Genomic DNA, 24,677 nt, shown 5'->3' on the forward strand with positions numbered 1-24,677 from the left:
CCAGTGCCGGCACGGCCAGCGCGCTGTGCCAGTCATGGGGCTGGGTCGTGCTCAACAGGCCATGACGCAACAGCGGGTGCGCCGGATCGAAGCAGCGCAGGAGCTCGTCCGGCGCGTCCCACAGGCATTGCGCCAGGGCCAGGTTGGGACTGGTGCGCGACAGGTCGTTGAGGCAGCTGGCGATTACCGGCCCGGCGGCGCTGTCGATGCCCGGCAGCAGGGCCAGCGCCAGCACGAAACGCTCCACCGGTGCCAGCTCCAGCTGCCGGGCGACCCAACCGAAGGAGCCGCGCGGCGTGCTGGCCGCATCCGGCGGCGGGGCGGCGGCAATGCGTTCGCCGAGGTAGCGGGCGGTGACGTCTTCGGCGAAGAAGGCCCGCTTGTCGTGCTCGTAGCGCAACAGGTCGAGGGCGGCCAGGGCGCCGTCCACCGTTGGTGGCCACGCGGCCTCCTCGCCGCCCTGCAGCCGCCGCTCGCGCCACAGCCAGCAGACTTCGCGGCGCAGGCGCAGGGTGACCTGGGCGAGCCAGTAACCTGCCAGCGCGTCCTGGCCGTGCACGCCGGGGAGGAAGGCCACCGGGTCGGCCAGTGCGTGGGCACTGAGTGGGTTGGTCATGGCACCACCACCCTCGGGCTGGCCTTGGCCTGCTGGTTGTTCACCCGCAGGATCACCCGGTAGCTGCCGGCCGGGACCGCCGCCGCGGCGCCGGCAACCACCAGGCTGTGCTGGTCGGCGGCGGTGCTGGCCTCGTCGAACAGGTGCAGGGTCACGCCATCGGATTCGCGATAGAAGAGCACCATCAGGTCGTCGCTGTCGGTCCCCAGCAGGGTGCCTTGCAGGTGCAGGTCGCCGCCCACCAGCGCGGCGCTGTCCAGGGTCGGCAGCAGGCGCGCGGCGAGCAGGTTGCTGGAGCGGGTGCGGGTGGGCGACAGGCGCCGGCGCACCACCAGCGGCATCTCGCCGGCAGACAGGGTGGTGCCCGAGGCGATGGGGCTGCCGGGGCTGCCTTCGGCGGTCACCACCAACCGCTGCGGCTGGCGTTCGACCACGCTGAGCTGGACGTTGCCCAGCAGCACTTCCAGGTTGCTCGGGTTGAGGTCGTCGCCATGGAGGGTGAGGGTGGCGCCGGCTTCGAAGCGGGCGGGCTCGACCCGGTCCAGGCGCGCGCCCATGGACGGAATCACGGCTACCTGCACGCCTTCTCGGCCGATCAGGGTCTCGGGCGTGGTGCTGTAGTCGACCCCCACCAGCAGCGCGCCGCGTGGCAGGCTGGCCGGCACTATCATCACCGGGCGCACCTGGAAGGCCACCGAAAGCCGATAGCGCTCCTCGGCGCCCTGCATGGTCTTGGCCAGGAGATCGGCGCCGGATTCGTCGAAGCTCAGCTTGAGCGGCTCCGGGTTGTGCTCCAGGGCCTGGCGCACGTCCAGCGCCACCAGGGAGTCCAGCGGCAGGAAGCCGAGTTCGTGCAGCGCTGCCATGCCACGTCCGAGCAGGTCGTGGGCGGCGGCGGTGTCACTGCTTTCGCCGACGTCGAAGGCGGTCAGGAGGAACTTCAGCACCAGCCAGAGCGGCGGCGGCTCGCCATCGCGCAGTGACAGGTTGCGCAGCTGCGGATCGAGGGCGGTTTCGTAGAGGAAGAGGTTGAGCTTCTCGTTGGAATCGATATTCGCCGCGTCCTCCGGCTTGCCGATGGACACATCGAATCCACGCCTGATCAGGTGATCCTGGATCAGGCGGGTGACCGCCCCTATGGCCTTGCCGGAATCCGCGAGGGACATGGTCAGAGCCTCCGCAGTGCGCGGCGTGACAGGCCGCTACGGGTGGGAGACGCGGACGCCGCGGGCTGCTGCGCGGGGGTCGCTGGCGTGGCCGTGCGGGCCAGGGTCCGCGGCGCCGGGGCCTCGACCCGCAGGTGGATGGCACCGATGGAAATCTCCAGCTGCTCTTCTGCCGCCGCGACCTGTGCTTCGGGCTCGGCGTAGCGCCTGGCAGGTTCCGTTGCCTGGATCGGTATCGCCACCGGCGTGGGCAGCGGGGCACTGGCCTCGTTCCGGGCGAGCGGCGGGCGCGGTGGCTCCAGCGGCGCGCTGGCCTCGGGCGGAATGGCCGCGAAAGGCGTCTGGCCGCGGTCCGGGTTCTCCGCCATGGCGCGGCGTGGCGTCGGCGCAGGCTGCACCGGCGGCGTCAACTGCGGGTCGCTCGCCACCCAGCGCATGGCAGCCTGGACCCGTTCGCCGGCCTGGGGACTGCGCGGCGGCCCGCCGTCCGGCAATTCGACGCCGGGCTGCCGAGACTGCGGAGCGGCTGGTGACCTGGTGGCGGGTTCTGCGCGCGGCCCCGGGGCAACGAGGGCCGGTATGGCGCTGCTGGCCGGGTGGATAGCGTCGTGACGCTGGCGGGCAGGCACAGGCTGCGATACCTGTGCGGCGGGCGTCGGCTGCTCGCTGGCGATCACTGCGGCCCGGGGTTCCGTGCGCAAGGGACGGAGCGCGGGGGCAGCGGGCAGAGGCGCAGCCGGGGCTTCCACGCCGAACTCCAGTGGGGCTTCGGGGCTTGGAGTGGCGCCGCTGGCGAACAGGTTGCTTGCGCGCATCAGGGCGGCGAAGTAGTCGCTCATCATGAGGCCTCGATCAGGGCGAGGTAGTGGGCGCGGCGCGCGGGCGGCAGCGCCATGACCTGGGCTTCGCTCCAGCCGTAGCGCGAGGCCAGGCAATGCACCTCGCGCAGCAGCGTCCGCTGTCGCGCGGCGAGGCGCGCCAGTGCGGTGTCGTCGAGGGCGATGGGGACTTCGCTGGCAGCGCCGCAGGCCGGGCAGTCGCAGGCCACCGCCAGGGCCACCAGCGGGTCGGCCGCCGCCACGGCTGCGGAAAGCCGGGTCTCGTCCTCGGGCCGCACCTGCCCCTCCAGCAGCAGGTCGTCGAGCATCAGCCGCAGGGCTTCGGCGCGAGTGGCGGGCTGCGCGCTACGCCAGCGGCGCAGGTCGTCGCCGGTGGGGCGGCGCAGGGCCAATTCGTTGCCCGGGTCGAGGCAGACGCGCATCGGCCCGCTGTCGTCGGCTCCTGCCAGCAATGTCGCCAGCTCCAGTTCGAACTCGAACGCCTCGGCGCAGGCCGGACAGCGGGCGCTGAAGGGCAGCGCCCGCACGGCGTCAGTGACGGCCACCAGGCGCAGCAGCGTGGCGCTGCGCGCAGCCACCGGCTGCGCCCACCAGAACTCGGCGTCGGCGCCGGCGGCGCATTGGGTCAGCAGGTCGGTGACCAGGCGCGGCCGGTCGCGGTCGGCGAAATCCAGGTCCAGGTCCGGGAGTTCGCCGAAGGGCCGCAGGGCGATGCGCGAAGGAAGCGGGTGCATGGTTCGGCTCAGCCGGCCAGGACCGGTTCGGTGGGTTCGGAAACCTCCGGATCGCGTTCCCAGCCCTCGTTTTCGAGCTTCAGGGTCTGGATGGCGATGGCGTTGGCATTGGCATCCAGGTCGGGCATCGCCTGGAACTCGGAGACCCAGCAGCGATAGAGCTTGTAGGCCAGCACCACCTGGCCGGCCTCGTTGTAGACCTCGAGGATCAGGTCCTTGCGGAAGTCCTTGAGGCTCACCTCGGCGCCCAGCCCGGTGCCCACGTGCCATACCTTGTTGGCCCAGGCCTCGAATTCCAGGTCGTGGGTCACGCCGCGCTCCAGGGTGATGGCCTCGTACTTGGTGCGTCCGGGGGATTTGCGCGAGGTGGAGGGGTCGCCGCCTTCGCGATGCTCGACCACTTCGGTGGTGCGCTTGAGCGCGCCGACCTTGCTCACCCCGGCGACGTAGCGGCCATCCCATTTGATGCGGAATTTGAAGTTCTTGTAGGGATCGAAGCGATGGGTGTTGACGGCGAATTGGGCCATGATCCGACTCCCTTTATTGCAGATCGCCGGCGATCTGCTGGATGGTGAGGACGACGAATTCCGCCGGTTTCAGCGGGGCGAAACCGACCTGGATATTGACGATGCCGAGGTTGCGGTCGGCCTGGGTGGTGGTCTCCTTGTCGCACTTGACGAAGAAGGCTTCCTGTTGCGTCTTGCCCTGGAACGCGCCCTGGCGGAACAGGCCGTTCATGAAGACGCCGATGTTCAGGCGGATCTGCGCCCAGAGCGGCTCGTCGTTCGGTTCGAAGACCACCCACTGGGTGCCGCGATAGAGGCTCTCCTCGATGAACAGGGCGAGACGGCGGATGGGGATGTACTTGTATTCGTCGGCCTGGGCGTCGGCGCCCTTCATGGTGCGTGCGCCCCAGGAAACCCGGCCGTAGGCGGGGAAGCTGCGCAACACGTTGACCCCCAGGGGGTTGATCTGGCCGTTTTCCAGGTCGTTGACCGGCAGGGCCAGGTCGAGCACGCCGTTGAGCACGGCATCGGTGCCGGCGGGAGCCTTCCACACGCCGCGGGTGGCGTCGGTGCGCGCATAGACCCCGGCCAGGGTGCCGGACGGGGCCATCGCCCGAGGCCGCAGGCCATCCAGCGGATCGACGATGCGCACGGCGGGGAAGTAGGTGGCCGCGTTGCGCGACTGCGAGGCGCCATTGGCCCAGGCGCCGATGTTGGCCAGGGTGCGGTTGGCCGGCGCGTCGACGATGTAGAAGGCGCGCCGTGCTTCGCACAGGCTGGTGGCGGCGGGGATCACCCCGGCTTCCTGGCCGGCGGTCATGTCGAAGGTTTCCGGGATCGCCAGGATGTTGAACAGGTCCACGTCCAGCAGGGCATGGATGCCGGTCTTGGCCGATTCGCTGCCCACCAGTTCCAGGGCGCCGCCGCGGGCGCCATCGGCCCCCGGCGAGGCGGGCGCGAGGTTGCTGACCACCACCGGGCGGTGCTCGGCGGCGCCGGTGAACTCGCGGCCGAGGTTGGCAAGGCCCAATTGGATGGTGGCGCTGAGGCCGCCGAAGGCGCCGCCGGCGATGGTCACGCTGGAGGATTCGCCGGCGGTCATGGATTCCAGGGTCAGGTGATCGTTACCGGTTTCACCGTCGGCGCCGGTTTCCGAGCCCTGCAACTGGGCCGCCAGTCCCGCGTCGACTATGGCGTCGTTGGTCGAGGTGACCAGGTCCCCGATGTTGTTCCAGGGCCCGCCCTGGAGGTTCAACAGGAACGGGGTGGTGCCGTCCAGGGTGCCGCCTATGGTGGTGTCGGCCGGGTCGAGGGGGAAGCTGCTGATCTCGCCGCTGACCGCGCGCCCGGCCTCGGCGAAGGCCAGGCCGCCGCTGCGGGCGACGCGGATCAGGGCCGAGGCGTTGTTGATCACCGAGACGGCGTACTGCGCCGAGTTCGAGTCGAGGTTGAGGTTGCGGTGGGTTTCCACCGGCACCAGGGTGGTGCCGTCGGCCTGCAACTGCGAGACCACCAGGTTGAAGTCGCTGTCGGGGTTGCGTACGCCGGTGTGCTGCACGCTCAGCCGCAGGCCGTTGCCCCAGGTGCCGGGGCTGGCGGCGTTGACTTCGAGGACCGGATCGCCAGCGCCATTCTCCAGCACCCAGGCACTGGTGCCGTGGCCGACCGCGACCCGCACGATCAGGGCCTGGGTCCCGCCGTTGAGGAAGAACTGCCGCACGGCATAGGAGAGCGGGCTGTCGCGGTCGAGGCCGCCGTAGCCGCGTTCGAAATCGGCGAAGCTGGTGATGGCCACAGCCTTGTCGGGCACGCCCTTGCGCGTATAGCCGACGAAGGCGGCGATGGAGGTCGCAACACCGGTAATGGTGCGTACCCCGCTGGCCTTTTCGACGATGTAGACACCGGGATAGCTGACTTGGACCATGACGCCGACTCCTTTGCGCTGTGCAGGGGACCCAGCCGGGGAGGCGCCGGGAGGCGTCCCTGGTGGACTCTTGGGTGACTCGGTTCGACTTCGGGGCAGGGCTGGAACTGTTGCCGTCGCCAGCAGGACGCTGGAGCGGCAAGACACGGAGGGGGAATGATCGAGTCGCTTCCTTATCGACCGTGCAGTTATTTAACTGGACACAATGCTACCGCCACTCGCCTTCAACAAATTGGGCGAAAGTTTGTTTGTCTGGAACTTGTGTACTAACTTGGGGATCACAATTCCATGTGCAATAATTGATGGCAGAGTGCCTTCAATGAGTGCTGTCAGGAGACAGAAAATCAGGATAGTTCGCCATTTAAGGCGCACAATCTTTCTGCGTAGGCGGATGGCTCTTTCCGACCGACGGGCAAGTTGCACGGAAAACTACCAGGGCTGCTCCTACCATTAGTCGGCGGGCCGATTTACCCGGCAGCGCGGAATTCAGGGAAGAACTAGCGTCAGTTAGAGGTTGATTCGCGCTAGGGACGGCCATGAACAAACACGTACTTCTCCCCGACATCGCCTGGTATCTCGTGCAATGCAAAGCGCGCCAGGACGAGCGTGCGCGGGAGCACCTGATGCGCCAGGGCTTCGACTGCTTCTGCCCGACCCTCAAGGTGGAAAGCCTCAAGGGCGGCAAGCTCAGGCGGCTCGCCCTGCCCATGTTTCCCGGCTACCTCTTCGTCCACTTTCGTGCCCAGGACAACTGGACCGCATTGCGCTCAACGCGAGGCGTGACGCGGGTCGTCAGCTTCTCGGGAAAGCCCTCGCAGGTGCCGGACAGTATCGTCGAACACCTCAGGCTGCGCTGCGACGAGGCCGGTGAATGCGCCGCACTGAACCCTGGGGACAGGGTTCAGGTCCGGGTCGGGCCCTATGCGGAGATGGATGCGATCTTCCTGGCCATGGATGGGGAGCAACGGGTGATGCTCTTGTTTAATATCCTCAATCGCCAACAGCAAGTGAGTATTCCAATTTCCCATCTTGTGGCTTGAATAAAGCGCGATTCCAGGCGTGTCGTTGAATTACATTCGCTGGTGTTAATTTAATATTTCGCGGCATTGTCGTGAAAGTTTATTGAATTGTGTTTGTGCAATTTCTTGACGCTCCCGGTTTGTGCATTCATCTCGCGGATTTTTCAGCCGGATCTTTGCCGGATCAGTTGACTTCGATGGGGGTTTCAAGTTGCTTTGGCGGCCCGCTATAAATCCTTCCGCTGCCACCTTGTCCATATTGCGGGATGCAACTTGGTACCTGCCGGCAAATATCGCGCTGGTAGTTTTTGTATCCTTCCCGGATATCAAGTCCCCGGCGGGGCAGGTCCCTTGGCGAGTTATCTGGCGGGACAGTGAAACTCGGTTTAGCGGCTATGGGCCGAAGAGGTCCAGCGGAATGGCGACTGCGGCATAGAGGGCCAGCGCCATCAGCATGCCGAGGTAGAGGCTGGAGGACTTGAAGAAGGTCGGGACCCTCGCCAGGACTTTCTCACGCGCATTCCGGCCAGACATATCCACCTCGCCATCGGGAAGAGCAGCAGGGGCACGCCACCGGTGCAGGCACGGTTGGCGCGGTCTTGGTTCAATCCTTTTCGGCGGAGCCCGCCCTGTCAACGCGGATGGCGCGCGCATCCAGCGAAAGGTCGAAACCCTGGCATGGGTGGTAGAGGCCCGGACGCCGGGTGTTTCCTTCGGCCAGGCGTTGTCTGCGGTAGTGGATTGGCGGTGAGTTTTCGAGGGCAACGGTGGCGATTCCACCTGAACTTTCCCAGGCGGGGCGCCATCCACCCAAGGGAACGGGTTGTTCGCAACGCGAGGATCACGCCATGAAAATGCCCTGCGTCCTGGGCGCCTGCCTCGTCCTGCTGCCCACCCTCTGGGTCCATAACCCGAGACCTCGACCAAGGCCGGCGAAGACGAATGCGCCATGTACGACAAGCGCCTGAAGGAGTTGGATGAGGCGGAGAAGAAAGCCGAGGGAGCGGGTTGAGTCTCCTTGCGCAACGGCCCATCGCGTAGGGTGCGCTGTGCGCACCGGCATTGGCGTCGGCGGGCTCAGTATCAGGTTTGGACATCGTAGTTGGTGCGCATGGCGCACCCTGCGGTCGAGCTACCCGAACCGTGACGAGGCATCCCGAATCCTGGGATGCCTCGGGGCTTCACCTCAATGCGCGCCTGCGCCCTTGGTCAGGTCACTTTCGTTCCACTCGGTGTAGACGCAGGCGTCCGCCGCGGCCCAGCGCACCAGTACCGGTGCGCCCGGTTGCAGCGGTGCGGTGGAGCCGGAAAGCTCCTTGAGCGTCAGGCTGGCGCCGCTGGCAGTGGTCACGCTGCAGGTCAGGCACTCGCCGAGGAACACGGTTTCCGCGACCTTGGCCTGGATCTGGTTCCAGCCGGCGGCCAGGGGTTCCCGGGCAGCCTGTTCCGGGGTCAGTACCTGGGCCTTTTCCGGGCGCACCATCAGTACCAGGTCCTGGCCGTTGTGCAGGCCGGCGGTGGGGCGGATGGCCAGGGACTGGTTCTCGAAGCTGGCGGCGGCGTTGCCTTGGGCCTTCACCTTGAGGAAGTTGGAGTTCCCCAGGAAAGAGGCGACGAAGGCATTCGGCGGGTTTTGGTACAGGTCATAGCCGCTGCCCAGGCCGACGATCCTGCCGTGGCTGAAGATGGCGATGCGCTGGGACAGGCGCATGGCTTCTTCCTGGTCGTGGGTGACGTAGACAATGGTGATGCCGAGGCGACGGTGCAGGTGGCGCAGTTCGTCCTGCAGGTCTTCGCGCAGCTTCTTGTCCAGGGCGCCCAGGGGTTCGTCCATCAGCAGGATGCGTGGCTCGTAGACCAGCGCCCGGGCGATGGCCACGCGCTGCTGCTGGCCGCCGGAGAGCTGGGCCGGGCGGCGATGGGCGAACGGGTCCAGGCGCACCAGCTTGAGCATGGCTTCGACGCGGCGCTCGCGCTCGCCGGCGGCCTGCTTGCGGATGTCCAGCGGGAAGCCGATGTTGTCGCGCACGTTGAGATGGGGGAACAGCGAGTAGCGCTGGAACACCATGCCGATGTCGCGCTTGTGCGGCGGCACGTTCACCAGGGATTTGCCGTCCACCAGGATTTCCCCGGAGCTGGGCGTCTCGAAGCCGGCCAGCATCGACAGAGTGGTGCTCTTGCCGGAGCCGCTGGAGCCGAGGAAGGTGAGGAACTCGCCGTCCTGGATGTCCAGGGAGATGTTGTCCACGGCGGCGAAGTCGCCGTAGTGCTTGTTCAGGTTGCGCAGGCTGACCAGGGTCTTGTTTTCGCGGGTGTCTTGGATCACGGCACTCATTTCGTTTTCCTCGGCGCTCAGGCGCTGACTTGATTGCGCCGGCGCAGGGCGGCGGCGATCACCATGACCAGTACGGACAGGCCGATCAGCAGCGTCGAGGCGACGGCGATCACCGGGGTCAGGTCCTGGCGCAGGGTGGTCCACATTTTCACGGGCAGGGTCTGCAGGGTCGGGCTGGCCATCATCACGCTCAGCACCACCTCATCCCAGGAGACCAGGAAGGCGAAGAGGGCGCCGGCCATCATGCCGGGGCGGATCGCCGGGAAGGTCACCTTGATCACCGCCTGCAGGCGCGAGGCACCGCAGATCACCGCGGCATCCTCGATGGACTGATCGAACAGCTTCAGCGAGTTGATGATCGAGATGATGGTGAAGGGCAGGGCGACTATCACGTGGCTGACCACGAAGGAGAACAGCGTGCCGGTGTAGCCCAGCTTGAGGAACAGGGCGTACACGGCGACGGCGATGATCACCAGCGGCACGATCATCGGCAGGGTGAAGAGCCCATAGAGCATCTCCCGGCCGGGGAACTTGCCGCGCACCAGGGCGAAGGCGGTGGGCAGGCCCAGGGCCACGGAGCAAATGGTGGTCAGCACGGCGACCTTGAGGCTGGCCAGGGCCGACTCCATCCACTCGGCATTGGAGAAGAACTGTTCGTACCACTTCAGGGTCCAGCCCGGCGGCGGGAACACCAGCCACTGGGAGGAACCGAAGGACAGCAGCACGATGAACAGGATCGGCAGCAGGAGAAACGCTGCGATCGCCCCCGTGGTGAGGTAGAGGCCGATGCGCAGGCGCAGGCCCATGGCGTTGGGTGACAGCAGCATGGCTTACCTCGCAGTGCTCGAAGCCACCGGCGATTCCGGCTGCAGCTTCAGGTAGACGTAGAACAGCGCCAGGGTGATGGCGATCAGCAGCGCGGCGGCGGCGCTGGCCAGGCCCCAGTTGAGGAAGGACTGCACCTGCTGGACGATGAACTCCGGCAGCATCATGTTCTGCGCGCCACCCAGCAGGGCCGGGGTGACGTAGTAACCCAGCGACATGACGAAGACCATCAGGCCACCGGAGAACAGACCCGGCCGGCACAGGGGCAGGAACACCTTGAAGAAGTTGGTCCAGGGGCTGGCGCCGCAGATGGAGCCGGCCTGCAGCACCATGGGGTCGATGGCCGACATGGTCGCCTGCAGCGGCAGCACGATGAAGGGAATCATGATGTAGCTCATGCCGATCACCACACCGGTGAGGTTGTGCACCATCTCCAGCGGCTGGTCGATGATGCCCAGCGCCATCAGCGCCTTGTTGATCACCCCGGAGGCCTGCAGCAGCACCAGCCAGGAATAGGTGCGCGCCAGCAGGCTGGTCCACATCGACAGCAGCACGATGTTCAGCAGCCAGCGGCCCCAACCGCGGGGCACCAGGGTGATCACCCAGGCCAGGGGGAAGCCCAGCAGCAGGCTGATCAGGGTCACCAGGCCACCGACGGCGAAGGTGTTGAACAGCACGCGGGCATAGGCGGAGTTGGCGAACAGCTGCTCGTAGTTGCCCAGGCCCGGGGTGGGTTCGAGTACGCCGCGAAGGAGCAGGCCGATCAGCGGCGCGAGGAAGAACAGGCCGAGGAACAGCAGGGCCGGGATCAGGTTGCGGGCGCCGCGCCAGCGCAGTGCGGCCTGGTTGTCTTGCTTCATCGGCACAGCCTTGGACTGGGGGTTGCCGGAAGCGCGGGATGCACTTCCGGTGGCCTTGGCCGGCGAGTTGGGCTGGATGGCGGCCATCTTCACTTGACCAGCCATTCGTTCCACCGAGCAGCGATAGCCTGGCCGTTCTTGGCCCAGTACGCGTAGTCGAGGGTGATCTGGTCCTTAGCGTAGGCGGTGGGCAGGTTGGGGGCGAGGTCGCTCTTGAGCTGGCCGACGCTGTCGACGTTCACCGGGGCGTAGGCGGTGAGGTTGGCGAACTCGGCCTGGCCCTTGGCGCTGCTGGCATTGGCCAGGAACTTCATGGCCGCGTCCTTGTTCTTGGCGCCCTTGGGGATGACCAGGAAATCAGCCATGACCAGGTTCTGTTTCCAGCTCACGCCGACCGGCGCGCCATCCTGTTGCAGGGCATAGACGCGGCCGTTCCAGAACTGGCCCAGGCTGGCTTCGCCAGAGGCGAGCAGTTGCTGGGACTGGGCGCCGCCGCCCCACCAGACGATGTCCTGCTTGATGGTGTCGAGTTTCTTGAAGGCGCGGTCCAGGTCCAGCGGGTAGAGCTTGTCGGCCGGTACGCCGTCAGCCAGCAGGGCCAGTTCCAGCACGCCGGGGCTCGGCCACTTGTAGAGGGCGCGCTTGCCCGGGTAGTTGGCGGTGTCGAACAGGGCGGTCCAGTCCTGCGGCGCCTTGCCGCCGAGCTTGCCCTGGTTGTAGCCGAGCACGAAGGAGAAATAGAAGGAGCCGACGCCGTGGTCGGAGACGAAGCGCGGGTCGATCTTGTCGCGCTGGATGACGTTGAAGTCGAGGGGCTCGAGCAGGCCTTCGCTGGCGGCGCGCAGGGCGAAGTCGGCTTCGACGTCGACCACGTCCCACTGCACGTTGCCGCTCTCGACCATGGCCTTGAGCTTGCCGTAGTCGGTCGGGCCGTCCTGCACCACGCGGATGCCGCTGGCCTCGCTGAAGGGCTCGGCCCAGGCCTGCTTCTGCGCGTCCTGGGTAGTGCCACCCCAACTGACGAAGCTGATGTTTTCGGCGGCGATGGCGGCGGTGCCGGTCGCGGCCAGGAATGCTGCGGCGAGTACCGCGGTAGCGCGTTTCTTAAACACCATCTTGCTTGCCCTCATTGTTGTGTTTGTACGCAAGCGGGCTTGCCTTACCCGCTTATCAGGAGCAGGGGGCCCCGTGGGGCCATCAGGGGCGGCCGGGCCGGGAGGCAGTTCCCGGAAAATATCTCGGCCTACGGAATGTCATATTATGGTATTCCAAACTTTCTGCAAGTCCTCGGCGTTGCCGGTTGTCGCCATCGCCGCTGGAAGCCGCTTCGCTGGTGATGAATGGTTGGGTGGAAAAGTCTCTTGTGGGGGCGAATTCATTCGCTATGGGCTGCGCAGCAGCCCCCATCGGCCTGGCAGGGCAAACCTGCGGTCTGCTTAGCGAATGAATTCGCCCCCACAGGAAGAGCATCAGGCCGTAGCCCGGATGGAATCCGGGGATTGCCTGCACCCTTGCTCCCGGATTGCATCCGGGCTACCAGGCTGGCACCAGTCCCTCTGTGGGGGCGAATTCAATCGCGAAGGGCTGCGCAGCAGCCCCCGTCGGGCTTGCAGGGCAGGCCTGAGGCCTGCTTCGCGAATGAATTCGCTCCTACAGAGGGTGTGGTGCCGGGGAAGGGCTCAACCCTCGAACGGAATGGTCTCCACCACTTCCAGGTCGTAGCCGGTCAGGCCGGCGTATTTCAGCGGTGCGCCGAGGTGGCGCAGTTTGCCCACGCCCAGGTCCTGGAGGATCTGCGCGCCGGTGCCGACTTCGGAGTAGATGCGTGATTGCGAGCGGCTGAACTGGCGGCGCGGCTGGGTGAGTTGCGGCACGCGCTCCAGCAGGGCCTGTGAGGACTCGTTGTTGGCCAGCACCACCACCACGCCGTGGCCGGCCTCGGCGACCTTCTCCAGCGCGGCCCAGAGGGTCCAGTTCTTCGGCCCGGTGTACTCGGCGCCGACCAGGTCGCGCAGCGGGTCGATCACATGCACCCGCACCAGGGTCGGCTCGTCGCGGCGGATGTCGCCCATCACCATGGCCATGTGCACGCCGCCCTCGATGCGGTCCTCGAAAGTGACCAGGCGGAAGGTGCCGTGCACCGTGGGAAGTTCGCGTTCGCCGATGCGGGTGACCGTGTGTTCGGTACTGAGGCGGTAGTGGATCAGGTCGGCGATGGTGCCGATCTTGATCCCATGCTTTTCGGCGAAGGCTTCCAGGTCCGGGCGGCGAGCCATGCTGCCGTCGTCGTTCATCACCTCGACTATCACCGCCGCTGGGCTGAAGCCGGCCAGGCGAGCCAGGTCGCAGCCGGCTTCGGTATGCCCGGCGCGGGTCAGCACGCCACCTTCGCGAGCGCGCAGGGGGAAGATGTGGCCGGGTTGCACCAGGTCGTCGGCGCACGCTTCCGGAGCGACGGCGGTGAGTACGGTATGGGCGCGGTCGGCGGCGGAAATGCCGGTGGTCACGCCGCTGGCGGCCTCGATGGAGACGGTGAAGGCGGTGGCGAAGGCGCTGCCGTTGGCGGGCACCATCTGCTCCAGGCCGAGGCGCTGGCAGTGCTCGTCGGTCAGGGTCAGGCAGATCAGGCCGCGGGCTTCGCGGGCCATGAAGTTGATCGCTTCGGGCGTGCACATTTCCGCCGCCAGGAGCAGGTCGCCCTCGTTCTCGCGGTCCTCGTCGTCGACCAGCAGGACCATCCTGCCCTGGCGGAAGTCTTCGATGATTTCTTCGATGCGATTGAACGGCATGGTGCGGTACCTGGCTGGATTGAGGGGTGGGTAATCTGGTATACCATAATACCAATTTAGCCGAAACAGCAGAGGTCAGCATGAAGGCTTACTGGATCGCCCACGTCGATGTGACGGACCCGACCCGCTACAGCGAATACACCCGCCGCGCCCCGGCCGCTTTTGCCAGGTATGGCGGCAAGATCCTCGCTCGGGGCGGCCGCTCCGAGGCGCTGGAGGGACGGGAGACGCCGCAGCGCAGCGTGGTGATCGAGTTCACCTCCTATGAGCAGGCGCTGGCCTGCTACCGCTCGGCGGAGTACCAGGAAGCCTGTGGCTATCGCCAGGGGGTGGCGCGGGCGGAGGTGATCATCGTGGAGGGGGTGGAGCCGTAGGTTGGACCGGGCGGCGCTCCGCTGAGCTGAGCGAAGCCCAACATTGCCTTGGCACGAGGTCGGGATTGTTGGGCTTCGCTGCGCTCTGCCCAACCTACAAGAAGGCGGTGAACCGGATCACCGGATGAAGTGGATCTTCCCGGTATCGTCATTACCCATGTAGATGCCATACACCCCGGCCTGGCGTTCCTCGATATAGCGTTCGAGGATCTGCCGGATGGCGGGATAGTAGATGGCGTCCCAGGGAATCTCCTCCGGGGCGAAGAAGCGGTAGGCGAGGGTTTCCGGGCCGTGCTGGCCGGTCACTTCCAGGGCGGTGGCGCGGAAGATGATGTAGACCTCGCTGATCTTCGGCACGCTGAAGATGGAGTAGGGCGAGACGATCTCGGCGCGCACGCCGCTCTCTTCCCAGACTTCGCGCAGCGCCGCTTCCTCGGTGGTCTCGCCGTTCTCCATGAAGCCGGCGGGGAGGGTCCAGGTGCCGGGGCGCGGCGGGATGGCGCGCTGGCACAGCAGGTATTTGCCGTCCTGCTCGATGATGCAGCCGGCGATGACCTTCGGGTTTTCGTAGTGGATGTAGCCGCAGCCCGCGCAGACCAGCCGTTCGTGGGTGTCCCCGGCAGGGCACTGGCGGCTCAGGCCGCCGCTGCCGCAGCTGGGACAGAAGCGCGGGGCGGGCATCTCGTCAGCGCCCTATGCGCGGCTCTTTGAGGGCGATGGGCGTGGCGATGTCGCGCACCTTGCCCGGTTCGTCCTGCTTGGACTTGAGGTACTCCAGGGCCACCTTGGCGGCGGCGCGGACGTGGTCCACCGAAGCCTGGTGGGCGGCCAGCGGGTCGCCGCTCTTGATGGCCTCGACCATGCGCTCCATTTCCTTGTTGCTGGCGCCGCGGCGGTTCGCCTGGGACACCGAGGTGGCGCGCAGGTAGCTGATGCGTGCCTGCAGCTGGCGCAACTGGGTGGCGGCGATGTGGTTGCCGGAGCCTTCCAGCAGCACGTCGTAGAAGCCCTGCACGGATTCCAGCACCTGCTGCAGCTCGCCTTCTTCGAGGGCCTTGCGGTTCTCCTCGAGGGCGCGCTCCAGGGCGCGGATGTCCTTGGCCTTGGCGTTGAGGGTGAAGAGCTGGACGATCAGGCCCTCGAGCACGCAGCGCAGCTCGTAGATGTCACAGGCGTCTTCCAGGGTGATGATGGCCACGCGCGGCCCCTTGGCGTCGGCGAACTCCACCAGGCCCTCGGATTCCAGGTGGCGCAGGGCTTCGCGCACCGAGGTGCGGCTGACGCCGAGGCGGTCGCAGAGGTCGCGCTCAACCAGGCGGTCGCCGGGCAGCAACTGGAAGTTCAGGATGGCGCCCCGCAGCTTGTCGAGGACGATCTCGCGCAGGGTGACGGGGTTGCGGTTGACCTTGAAGCTGTCATCGAGGGGCAAGCGTTTCATGTGGTCCGCTCTGGTTATGGCTGTCCGTAGAAAAACAACGAAGGAGCACCACCGGATGCTCCCTCGTCAGTTCTTGCTGGCGCTCAACCCTGGGCCTCTGCGTCGGCCTCGGCGAAGGCTTCGCGGGCGATGCGGAAGCTGTCCACCGCTGCCGGTACACCGCAGTAGATGCCGACTTGCAGCAGGATTTCGCGGATCTGCTCCCGGGACAGGCCGTTACGCAGGGCACCGCGAACATGCAGCTTCAGTTCGTGGGGGCGGTTGAGTGCCGAAATCATGGCCAAGTTTATCATGCTGCGTTCTTTCAGCGATAAACCGTCCCGGCCCCAGACGTGGCCCCAGCAGTATTCGGTGACCAGTTCCTGAAGCGGGCGGGTGAAGTCGTCGGCGTTCTGGATCGACTTGTTCACATAGGCCTCGCCCAGCACCTGGGTTCGGATCTCCAGGCCTTTTTCGTATTTCTCGTTGCTCATCGGTGATTCCTCCACCTCTGGTCTTGTGCAGGTACGGCAATAAAAAAGGGCCGCTGCCGAGAGTGGCGACGGGCTGCCCTGAAGGGTGACTCAGTCGATCTCCGGCAGGGCGCCGAGCTTGCCCCGGTGGTAGACCATGGGCGTGACCTCGTCCTTGGGCAGGATCAGGTTCTTCACCGCGCCGACGATGATGGCGTGGTCGCCACCGTCGTATTCGCGCCACAGTTCGCACTCGATGATGGCGGTGGCCTTGGAGAGCAGCGGGTTGCCCAGCTCGCTCAGGTGCCATTCGATGCCCTGCGCCTTGTCCTTGCCTTTCCTGGCGAAGGCATAGGCCTCGGCCTGCTGGTCGGCGCACAGCAGGTGGATGGCGAACTGCTTGCTGTCGCGCAGGATCGGGTAGGTGTCCGAGGCGTAGTTGGGGCAGAACAGCACCAGGGCCGGGTCGATGGACAGGGCGCTGAAGGCGCTGGCGGTGATGCCGACTATCTCCCCGTCGCCGTCCAGGGTGGTGACCACCGTGACGCCGGAGGGGAAGGAGCCCATCACTTCTTTGTAGATGCCGGGTTCGATCATCGCGGGTCTCCTCAGCGCATCACGAAGGGGTCAGGCATGGGCGCCTGCGAGAGGTTGATCCACACCGTTTTCAGCTCGGTGTAGGCCAGCACCGAATCGATGCCGCTCTCGCGGCCGTAGCCGCTGTTGTGGAAGCCGCCGATGGGGGCCATGGCGGAAACTGCACGGTAGGTGTTGACCCAGATGATCCCGGAGCGGATGTCGCGGGCCATGCGATGGGCACGGCCGAGGTCGCGGGTCCAGATGCCGGCGGCGAGGCCGAACTGGGAGTCGTTGGCGATCGCCAGGGCCTCGGCCTCGTCCTTGAAACGGATGACCGAAGCCACGGGGCCGAAGACTTCTTCCTGCATGATCTTCATCGAGTTGCGGTCGCACTCGAACAGGGTCGGCTCGTAGTACCAGCCCTGTGCGTCGATGGCCGGACGCTTGCCGCCCAGGCGCAGGCGCGCACCCTCGGCCAGGGCATCGGCCACCAGGCCTTCGACTACCGCGAGCTGCTGCGCGGTGGCCATGGGGCCCATCTCGCTGGTTTCGTCCTGCGGGTTGCCGATGCGGATGCGCTGGGCGCGGGCCACCAGGCGCTCGACGAATTCGTCGTAGATCTCGTCCTGCACCAGCAGGCGCGAGCCGGCCACGCAGCTCTGCCCGGAGGCGGCGTAGATGCCGGCCACGGCGCCGTTGATGGCGCTGTCCAGGTCGGCGTCGGCGAAGATGATGTTGGGCGACTTGCCGCCCAGTTCCAGCGACAGCTTGGCGAAGTTCTCCGCGCTGCTGCGCACGACATGGCGGGCGGTGGCCGCGCCGCCGGTGAAGGCGATCTTGCGCACCAGCGGATGGCGGGTCAGCGCCGCGCCGGTGCTCGGGCCGAAGCCGGTGACCACGTTGACCACGCCCGCCGGAATGCCGGCTTCGAGCGCCAGGCGTGCCAGTTCGAGAATGGTCGCCGAGGCGTGCTCGGAGGGTTTCAGCACGATGGTGTTGCCGGCGGCGAGCGCCGGGGCCAGCTTGATCGCGGTGAGATACAGCGGGCTGTTCCAGGGAATGATCCCGGCCACCACGCCCAGCGGCTCGTGCACGGTGTAGGCGAAGAGGTCGGGCTTATCCAGTGGCAGGGTACCGCCTTCGAGTTTGTCCGCCAGGCCCGCGGTGTAGTGGAAAAACTCCGGCAGGTAGCCGACCTGGCCGCGGGTCTCGCGGATCAGCTTGCCGTTGTCGCGGCTTTCCAGCTGGGCCAGGTGCTCCTTGTTCTCGGCGATCAGGTCGCCCAGGCGGCGCAGCAGCTTGCCGCGCGCGGTGGCGGTCAGGCCGCGCCAGGCCGGGTTCTCGAAGGCCTTCTGGGCGGCCTGTACGGCGCGCTCGACATCCGCTTCATCGGCGTCGGGCAGCTCCGCCCAGGGCTCGGCCAATGCCGGGTTGAGGCTTTCGAAGGTCTTGCCGGCCAGTGCATCGACCCACTGGCCGTCGATGCACATCTGGAAGCGTGCGAGGGTCATGCGACGATCCCCTTTGTCTTGTTCTGGATAGTCTGCGCCTGGTGGAGGAAGTCCAGCAGCACCTGGTTGACCAGGCGCGGCGACTCCACCGGCATCATGTGGCGCTGCTCGTCGAGCACCGCGACCTGGGCACCGGGAATGCGTTCGGCCAGCTGCCGGGCCATCTCGGGCGTCGAGCCGGGGTCCAGCTCGCCGGTGGCGACCAGGGTCGGCACCTGGATGCCGGCGAGGTCATCGGCGCGGTACATGTCCTGGGTGGCGAACAGCTCATAGGTAGTCAGATAGCCCTGCGGGTCGTTGCTGGCAAGGGTCTGGCGGATGGCGGCGATCTGCGCCGGGTTGGCCGCCTGGTACTCGCGGCTGAACCAGCGCGACAGGGCCGCCTCGGCATTGGCGTCCGGGCCGTGCTCGGCGGCCTGGCGGGTGCGTTCGATCACCCCGGCGCGTTGCTCGGCGCTGCGGTTGAACACACTGTTGAGTATCACCAGACCTTCCAGTTGCTGCGGGAAGTGCAGGGCGAAGGCCCGTGCCACCAGGCCACCCATGGAGAAGCCGATGACCGTGGCCTGCGGCAATTGCAGGTGGTCGAGCAACTCCTTCAGCTGCGCGGCATAGCCGGCCAGCCCGGTGCCCGGTTCCGGACGCGGGCTGGCGCCGTGGCCGAGCATGTCGTAGGCGATGACCTGGAAGTGCGGAGCGAGGCCGACGATCTGGCCTCCCCACATTTCCTTGTTCAGGCCCACGCCGTGGATCAGTACCACGGGGTGGCCTTGGCCGGTCGCCAGATAGCTGGTGCCGGCCGGGGTGCGTTCAGCGGTGAGCCGAATCATGGATCGCTCCTGCACGGGCCTTGGGATCACTGGGCCTGCTCGGCGGCCAGCTCTTCCAGATCGATGTAGCGGTTGCCGATGCGCGGGTGCAGGCGGCCACCGTCGGCAGCGCCCAGCACAACGACGATCTCGTCGGCGCGCGGCGCGTCCTCGATTTGCATTTCCAGGGTGATGTAGTGGGAGCGCAGGCCCTCGTCGTCCTTGTGCATCATCGGGATCTGGATCGAGGTGCCCGGACCGCCGCGCTTGTTGGTGAAGCTCAGGTAGCTCTTGGCGTTCACCGCCTGGCGGTAGTGGTTGCCGAAGCGCAGGGTGTGGATCACGGCAGAGGCGTGTTCGATTTCACCATCGGCGCCGACCACGGCGGCCTTGCCATAGGCTTCGATCTTCGCGGCACCGCCGATGGCGGCGGTCAGGCGCTCGACCATCATCGCGCCGAGGTCGGAGCAGTTGGCCTTGATCTCGGGCTTGAGGTCCTCGACGAAACCGCGGCCGACCCAGGGGTTCTTGATCACCACGGCCAGGCCCACCATGGTCACTGGCTTGTCGGTGGCCTTGCCGCCCTCGATGAAGGTCTCTTCGACGTAGCTGACGATCTTGCGGATTTCGAAACTCATTGGGCTCTCCAGGTTGGGGAATTCGTTTGTTGTCTGATGGTATACCATAATATTGAATATGCAAGAGCCAGGTGCCGGGGGAGGGCGGGGCTTGGCGACGGAAGGTCGTGGGGAGGCCCGGAATGCAGCTGGCGGCGGGGCGCGAAGGATAAGGGAAAATGATGGAATACCGTAATACGAGATTCCATTTGCGTACAAAGAGGCAATGAGTCGGGCGCATTTCCTGTGGGGGCGAATTCATTCGCGATGGGGCGCACAGCGCCCCCTTGGAACCACCGGCCGCGCCTACGGCCCGGTTAGCGAATGAATTCGCCCCCACAAAAAGAGGCAGTTCCACCCTGTGCGGCTACTGCGCCAGGGACCGTTCAGCCGCGTTTGCGGCCTTGCGCCGCATCAGCCCGTAGTAGGTGATAGCCGGTACCAGCAACCCCACCACCCAGGCCAGGTCGATGCCGTCCAGGGCATTGGCGATGGGGCCGACGTAGAGGGTGGTGTTCATGAAGGGTACTTCCAGCAGGATGGCCAGCACGAAGCTGCCGCACGCCACCAGGTTCACCCGGCCATAGCGGCCGTCCATGTCGAAGATGTCGGGCACGCAGTAGTCGCCTTTGCGCAGGCAGTAGTAGTCCACCAGGTTGATGGCGGTCCAGGGGATGAGGAAGTAGCTCATGAAGAAGATGAAGTTGAGGAAGAAGGCGATGAAGTCCTCCTGGCTGATGGTGCACAGGGCGGTGGCGATGATGCTGATCGCCAGCATGAACAGCCCCCGGACCACAGGCGTCACGCGAAGGCGCGCGAATGGCTCGATCACCGTCACCGTGGACATGAAGGCGCCATAGAGGTTGAACACGTTGATCGCCACTTGGCCATAGATGATGAATACGAACAGCAGCACCGCGCCAGGTCCGAACAACTGCGCCAGGTGACTGCCGACGTTGCCTGCGAAACCGCCGATGGCAACGCTGAGCATGGCGCCGAGGATCATCATCCAGGCCCCGCCGGCCACGGTGCCGGCGTAGCTGAACCAGAACACCCGGGACATGGGCGTGCTGCTCGGCAGGTAGCGCGAGTAGTCCGCCACATAGGGGGCATAGGAGAGCTGCCAGGTGACGGCGATGCTCACCGCCACCAGGAACTTGGACAGCGAGAAGCCGGCCGGCGACCACTGCCCGGCGGGGATTGGCAGGCCCAGGGCGAGCGCCGTGGCGACCAGGAACACCAGGATGGAGAGGATCGACAGGACTTTCTGCAGGCGGTGGATCAACCGGTAGCCGTAGAGCGCGACCACGAAGCACAGCGCACCGATCAGGTAGATGTTGCCGTCGCCGCCCAGGGGGCTGACCGATTCGATGGCCTGGGCGGCCAGCAAGGTGTTGCTGACGAAGAAGCCCAGGTAGATGAGCATCACGAACAGCAGCGGCAGCACGGCGCCAATCACGCCGAACTGGGCGCGGCTCTGGATCATTTGCGGAATGCCCAGCTTCGGCCCCTGGGCCGAGTGCGAAGCCATGAAGAGGGCGCCGATCAGCGAACCTAGGATGATCGCCATGGCGCTCCAGAACAGGTTCAGGCCGATGACCACCGGCAGCACGCCGGAGGCGATGGTGGTGATGTTCATGTTGGCGCCGAACCAGATGTAGAACAGCGAGCCGGGTTTGCCGTGGCGCTCGCTTTCGGGAATGAAATCGATGCTGCGTTTCTCGACGTTCATGGCGGTCACTCCTGATCCCGGCGCTGCAGGCCGAGGCTGGATTCGAGAAGGGCGATGGTTTCGACGAACTGCACGGGCTGGTGGGCGAACTGGTCCGGCGCCTGTGGGCGGCAGGATATGAAGGGCTCGCCCCGCAGGGCGCGCAGGTACTCCCCGGTGGCGAACAGCTCGATGGCGTAGACCCAGTTGGCCAGGATCAGCAGTGCGGCGTAGTGCGCCGCGCGGGTGGTGGTGGTGCAGGCGTCGGCTATCAGGTCGACCCGGTAGCCGAGGGCGAAGGCGTCCTGCACCGTCGCCAGCACGCAGGCGTCGGTAAGCACGCCGGAAACCATCAGGCGGCTGACGCCCAGGCACTTCAGCCGTGCGTCCAGGTCGGTGCGGTGGAAGGCGCTGTAGCGCGGCTTGTCGATGACGCAGTCGCCCGGTTGTGGCGCCAGGCGCGCAAGGATTTCCACCTGGCGGGTCCCCGCGCAATAGCTGGCCGGACGCCCGTTGGCCTCCAGCGGCTCGCCGGGCGGCAGGTCGGTGGCCTCTGCATCGTTGATATGTCGCGTGTAGATCAGGGGAATGCCGGCGGCACGCGCGGCAGCGATCAAGGCGGCGCTGTTGTCGAGCACGGTCTCGAAGTCATGCAGGTGGAAGCCATCCTCCTGCTGCATGTCGATGACCAGGTAGGCGATATCGTTTCTCATGGGCAACTCTTGTTTTTGTGCGGAAAATGCCGGCAGCCCGCGCCATGGCGCCGTCGATGCACGGATGCCAGGACCGGGAGCTCGAGGGATCGAGCCGGCTGCCAGGTGAGTTCAGCGGGGAGAGTCGCTCAGGAGACTATCTGCCAGAAGCCGTTCTGCTTGGCCGATACGGAGGCGCGCAGGCGTTTCAGGTGAACGTGCGCAGGTGTCCACTTGCCGCGCAGGTAAGCCATCGAGGCTCCGGGCAGTGGTTGGGCGTTGCAGGTGATCAGGCCTTGGTTCATGGGGCTGTCGACCATCTTCATGGGGAGCGTGGCCGGATCGCCCGATCCGGCCACGTGACGCGATGACTCAGTTGAACGCCGGCACCACGTGCTTGATGAAGAGTTCCAGGGACTTCTTCTTCTCGGCATGGGACAGGCTATTGTCGGCCCAGAAGCTGAACTCGTCCACGCCCAGCTCCTGGTAGTGGCGGATGCGTGCGATGACTTCTTCGGGGGTGCCGATCATGGTGTTCTTGCGGATGTTCTCCAGCTCGAATTCCGGCCGGTCCTTGAACTTCTCTTCCGGGCTCGGCTGGAGGATGCCGTTGACCGGGACTTCCTTGTTGCCGAACCAGGCATCGAAGGTGCGGTAGAACCGCGAGATGGCGGCGGCACCGACCTTCCAGCCTTCCGGGTCGTCCACGCCGTGTACGTGGGTGTGGCGCAGTACCATCAGTTGCGGGCGCGGCACATCCGGGTTGTTGGCGAGAGCAGTCTCGAACTTGTTCTTCAGGTCCACCACTTCCTCGTCACCCTTCATCAGCGGGGTGACCATCACGTTGCAGCCGTTCTTCACCGCGAAGTTGTGCGAATCCGGGTCGCGGGCGGCGATCCAGATCGGCGGACCGGGCTGCTGGATCGGGCGCGGCGAGGAGGTGGAGGTGGGGAACTTCCAGATTTCGCCTTCATGGGCGTAGTCGCCCTGCCACAAGGCTTTCACCACCGGCACCATTTCGCGCAGGTGCTGGCCACCGGAGGACGCGGGCATGCCACCGGCCATGCGGTCGAATTCGTACTGGTAGGCGCCGCGGGCCAGACCCACTTCCATGCGGCCGTTGCTGATCACATCCAGCAAGGCGCATTCGCCGGCGACGCGTATGGGGTGCCAGAAGGGCGCGATGATGGTTCCGGCGCCCAGGCGGATGGTGCTGGTCCGGGCGGCCAGGTAGGAGAGCAGCGGCATGGGGCTCGGCGAGATGGTGTACTCCATCGCATGGTGTTCGCCGATCCACACGGTGCTGAAGCCGCCGGCTTCCGCCATCAGGGTCAGTTCCGTCAGATCTTCGAAGAGCTGACGGTGGCTGACCTGCTCGTCGTAGCGCTCCATGTGCACGAACAAAGAGAATTTCATGTCGCTTACCTCGAACCTTTTTCTGCCCGGCCAGGGAGCGGCCGGCTGCGGTGGGGTGACTCCGCCCGCGTCCTCGGAGGAGTGGGGCTGTTTGCTGGATATTGGTATACCATAATATGGGATATCTGCAAAGTTTTCCGTCAGTCCTCCCTGTCTTCCGGTGAAGCCGGGGGAAACCCTGGCCTCGTGCATGAAGCCCGTACGTGCTTCACGGTAGGGTGCGCTGCGCGCACCGATTCCAGGGGTAGGTCCGGCGCCACGCCCAGACGCTGGTGCGCACGGCGCACCCTACCGGGTTGGCTCCAGTCGCAGGCTTGCAGTTCGTAGATACCATCTCTCCGATCAGATGCAACCGACCCTTTCAGGTCGGTTGCATCTGATAGGGTGTCTGCGTCTTGAGCACACCATAGGCAATCTGCAGCAGCTTGCGCATGGCCGCGCCCAGGGCGCTCATCTTGGCTTTCCCGCGTGCCAGCAGACGCTGGTAAAGCGCTTTGACCGTGGGATTGTGCTGTTTGGCCACAATGGCCCCCATGTAGAGCTTGGCCCGCAGCCGAGGCTGCCCCGCTTTGGTCAAGCGTGGTTTGCCTTTTACCGACGTCCCCGAGTCCCAGGGGCGTGGAACCAGGCCCGCATAGGCCGCGCATTGTCGGGCACAGCCAAAGTCGCGGCTGTGCAGAAACGCCAGCAGGTGGCGGGAAAGGACATCCCCGATGCCCTGGATGCTCCGCAGCAGCTCCCGGTTGCGTTTGAGCTGGTCGTGCCGGTCGATGTGGTCGTCGATCTCCTGCTTCAGGCGTTCGGCCTCCTGACGCAGGGCACTGAGCATCGTATCGATGGAGGCCACTACGCTGAGGCTGGCCTGACTGACCTCGGCTTTTTCCCGCCGGTTCAGTTCGCGCTGGAGGTCCTCCTGCAACGCCTCATACCGCACGATCATCGCTTTCAGCTCGCGGATCTCCCGCGCCTCCGGCAACCAGCGTCGGGCCTTTTGGGTCGCGCCAAAACGGGCGAGCACCAGGCTGTCCTGCTTGTCCGTCTTACCGCGAATACCCAGGCTGCGCGCATATTCGCGGACTTGCGCCGGGTTCAGGACGAAGACCTGAACGCCACGGTCGTGCAGGTAATACGCCAAGGATTCGTGGTAGACCCCGGTGGCCTCAAGGAACACCTTCAGTTCCCCGGCGGCAACGCCACTGTGGGTGCAGCACCACTCGATCAAGGCGGCAAAGCCGTCTACTTGATTGGTAAATACCTTGGTCTTGACCTTCAGACTGTCCGGGTCGCGTAACCACAGACAGTCGAGCTTTTGCTTGCTGACATCGATTCCAATAACCGCCATCTCTCGATCCTTGCCTTGTTCATGCAGCCTCACTCCGGTGGAGGGGCTTGGATACCATTCAGGAGTTGGAGAAGAGGGCCGGGAGCACAATCTACGAAACAGAGTCGAGCTCTCAGGATGGGA

At 65.8% G+C, this 24,677-nt stretch carries 25 protein-coding genes and 1 pseudogene; 2 read left to right on the forward strand and 24 right to left on the reverse strand.

What is annotated here, in order from left to right; translation table 11 throughout:
- The 6 genes and pseudogenes from E8F11_RS04885 to E8F11_RS04910 form a co-directional block, all read right to left on the reverse strand.
- Positions 1-616: pseudogene (locus E8F11_RS04885) on the reverse strand (ATP-binding protein); the annotation flags it as partial.
- Positions 613-1,782, reverse strand: a complete 1,170-nt coding sequence (locus E8F11_RS04890; protein ID WP_280287690.1) for a Pvc16 family protein — start codon at positions 1,780-1,782, stop codon at positions 613-615. The pseudogene E8F11_RS04885 and the gene E8F11_RS04890, both read right to left, overlap by 4 nt.
- 2 nt (positions 1,783-1,784) lie before the next feature.
- Positions 1,785-2,621, reverse strand: coding sequence for a hypothetical protein (locus E8F11_RS04895; RefSeq protein ID WP_280287691.1), 837 nt, complete (start codon positions 2,619-2,621; stop codon positions 1,785-1,787).
- Entirely contained in the window at positions 2,621-3,355 is a 735-nt protein-coding gene (locus tag E8F11_RS04900; RefSeq protein WP_280287692.1) for a hypothetical protein, read from the reverse strand. The genes E8F11_RS04895 and E8F11_RS04900 overlap by 1 nt, the downstream gene beginning before the upstream one ends.
- Before the next feature lie 8 nt (positions 3,356-3,363).
- Positions 3,364-3,882, reverse strand: a complete 519-nt coding sequence (locus E8F11_RS04905; RefSeq protein ID WP_280287693.1) for a phage tail protein — start codon at positions 3,880-3,882, stop codon at positions 3,364-3,366.
- 13 nt (positions 3,883-3,895) lie between these two features.
- On the reverse strand, positions 3,896-5,785 hold the full coding sequence (locus E8F11_RS04910) for a phage tail sheath C-terminal domain-containing protein (RefSeq protein WP_280287694.1): 1,890 nt from the start codon (positions 5,783-5,785) through the stop codon (positions 3,896-3,898).
- 536 nt (positions 5,786-6,321) lie between these two features.
- Here E8F11_RS04910 and rfaH point away from each other — a divergent pair.
- Positions 6,322-6,825, forward strand: coding sequence for a transcription/translation regulatory transformer protein RfaH (rfaH, locus tag E8F11_RS04915; protein ID WP_280287695.1), 504 nt, complete (start codon positions 6,322-6,324; stop codon positions 6,823-6,825).
- Between the two features lie 372 nt (positions 6,826-7,197).
- On the opposite strand, the gene E8F11_RS04920 is transcribed toward rfaH, so the two are convergent.
- The 6 genes from E8F11_RS04920 to ribBA form a co-directional block, all read right to left on the reverse strand.
- Complete coding sequence (locus E8F11_RS04920) at positions 7,198-7,338, reverse strand: hypothetical protein (protein WP_280287696.1); 141 nt, start codon at positions 7,336-7,338, stop codon at positions 7,198-7,200.
- 652 nt (positions 7,339-7,990) lie between these two features.
- The gene (locus E8F11_RS04925) at positions 7,991-9,139 is read right to left on the reverse strand and encodes an ABC transporter ATP-binding protein (protein WP_280287697.1); all 1,149 of its coding nucleotides are present in this window, start codon (positions 9,137-9,139) and stop codon (positions 7,991-7,993) included.
- A 17-nt stretch (positions 9,140-9,156) separates the two neighbouring features.
- Entirely contained in the window at positions 9,157-9,966 is an 810-nt protein-coding gene (locus tag E8F11_RS04930) for an ABC transporter permease (RefSeq protein ID WP_280287698.1), read from the reverse strand.
- A gap of 3 nt (positions 9,967-9,969) precedes the next feature.
- A complete protein-coding gene (locus tag E8F11_RS04935; RefSeq protein WP_280287699.1) occupies positions 9,970-10,929 on the reverse strand; it encodes an ABC transporter permease in 960 nt (319 codons plus the stop codon).
- Entirely contained in the window at positions 10,914-11,939 is a 1,026-nt protein-coding gene (locus E8F11_RS04940) for an ABC transporter substrate-binding protein (RefSeq protein ID WP_280287700.1), read from the reverse strand. The genes E8F11_RS04935 and E8F11_RS04940 overlap by 16 nt, the downstream gene beginning before the upstream one ends.
- Positions 11,940-12,503: 564 nt before the next feature.
- Positions 12,504-13,613: a bifunctional 3,4-dihydroxy-2-butanone-4-phosphate synthase/GTP cyclohydrolase II gene (gene ribBA / locus E8F11_RS04945; protein ID WP_280287701.1), complete on the reverse strand. Its 1,110-nt coding sequence runs from the start codon at positions 13,611-13,613 to the stop codon at positions 12,504-12,506.
- A gap of 80 nt (positions 13,614-13,693) precedes the next feature.
- Between ribBA and E8F11_RS04950 the strand changes: the two genes are divergently transcribed.
- Positions 13,694-13,987: a DUF1330 domain-containing protein gene (locus tag E8F11_RS04950; RefSeq protein WP_280287702.1), complete on the forward strand. Its 294-nt coding sequence runs from the start codon at positions 13,694-13,696 to the stop codon at positions 13,985-13,987.
- Between the two features lie 117 nt (positions 13,988-14,104).
- Here E8F11_RS04950 and E8F11_RS04955 read toward each other — a convergent pair whose 3' ends face one another.
- From E8F11_RS04955 to E8F11_RS05010, 12 genes are all read right to left on the reverse strand, one after another.
- Complete coding sequence (locus E8F11_RS04955; RefSeq protein WP_280287703.1) at positions 14,105-14,668, reverse strand: NUDIX hydrolase; 564 nt, start codon at positions 14,666-14,668, stop codon at positions 14,105-14,107.
- A 4-nt stretch (positions 14,669-14,672) separates the two neighbouring features.
- Positions 14,673-15,425 (reverse strand): GntR family transcriptional regulator, encoded by a 753-nt coding sequence (locus E8F11_RS04960; RefSeq protein ID WP_280287704.1) that lies wholly within the window; start codon positions 15,423-15,425, stop codon positions 14,673-14,675.
- Positions 15,426-15,508: 83 nt separating this feature from the next.
- The gene (locus tag E8F11_RS04965) at positions 15,509-15,898 is read right to left on the reverse strand and encodes a carboxymuconolactone decarboxylase family protein (protein ID WP_028628079.1); all 390 of its coding nucleotides are present in this window, start codon (positions 15,896-15,898) and stop codon (positions 15,509-15,511) included.
- Positions 15,899-15,988: 90 nt separating this feature from the next.
- Positions 15,989-16,474, reverse strand: a complete 486-nt coding sequence (locus tag E8F11_RS04970; RefSeq protein ID WP_280287705.1) for a flavin reductase family protein — start codon at positions 16,472-16,474, stop codon at positions 15,989-15,991.
- Positions 16,475-16,485: 11 nt separating this feature from the next.
- On the reverse strand, positions 16,486-17,967 hold the full coding sequence (locus E8F11_RS04975) for an aldehyde dehydrogenase (protein WP_280287706.1): 1,482 nt from the start codon (positions 17,965-17,967) through the stop codon (positions 16,486-16,488).
- Positions 17,964-18,797: an alpha/beta fold hydrolase gene (locus tag E8F11_RS04980; protein WP_280287707.1), complete on the reverse strand. Its 834-nt coding sequence runs from the start codon at positions 18,795-18,797 to the stop codon at positions 17,964-17,966. Before E8F11_RS04980 ends, E8F11_RS04975 begins: the two co-directional genes overlap by 4 nt.
- Positions 18,798-18,823: 26 nt before the next feature.
- Complete coding sequence (locus E8F11_RS04985; protein WP_280287708.1) at positions 18,824-19,414, reverse strand: amino acid synthesis family protein; 591 nt, start codon at positions 19,412-19,414, stop codon at positions 18,824-18,826.
- 346 nt (positions 19,415-19,760) lie between these two features.
- The gene (locus E8F11_RS04990) at positions 19,761-21,125 is read right to left on the reverse strand and encodes a cytosine permease (protein WP_280287709.1); all 1,365 of its coding nucleotides are present in this window, start codon (positions 21,123-21,125) and stop codon (positions 19,761-19,763) included.
- Between the two features lie 5 nt (positions 21,126-21,130).
- Positions 21,131-21,817: an isochorismatase family cysteine hydrolase gene (locus tag E8F11_RS04995; protein ID WP_280287710.1), complete on the reverse strand. Its 687-nt coding sequence runs from the start codon at positions 21,815-21,817 to the stop codon at positions 21,131-21,133.
- 128 nt (positions 21,818-21,945) lie between these two features.
- Positions 21,946-22,101 (reverse strand): hypothetical protein, encoded by a 156-nt coding sequence (locus E8F11_RS05000; RefSeq protein WP_280287711.1) that lies wholly within the window; start codon positions 22,099-22,101, stop codon positions 21,946-21,948.
- 67 nt (positions 22,102-22,168) lie between these two features.
- On the reverse strand, positions 22,169-23,212 hold the full coding sequence (locus E8F11_RS05005; protein WP_280287712.1) for an LLM class flavin-dependent oxidoreductase: 1,044 nt from the start codon (positions 23,210-23,212) through the stop codon (positions 22,169-22,171).
- A gap of 361 nt (positions 23,213-23,573) precedes the next feature.
- Entirely contained in the window at positions 23,574-24,554 is a 981-nt protein-coding gene (locus E8F11_RS05010) for an IS110 family transposase (RefSeq protein ID WP_280287713.1), read from the reverse strand.
- Positions 24,555-24,677 lie beyond the last annotated feature (123 nt).

Origin of the sequence: Pseudomonas sp. BN417, from assembly GCF_029871205.1 — a bacterium.
GTDB lineage: Bacteria > Pseudomonadota > Gammaproteobacteria > Pseudomonadales > Pseudomonadaceae > Metapseudomonas.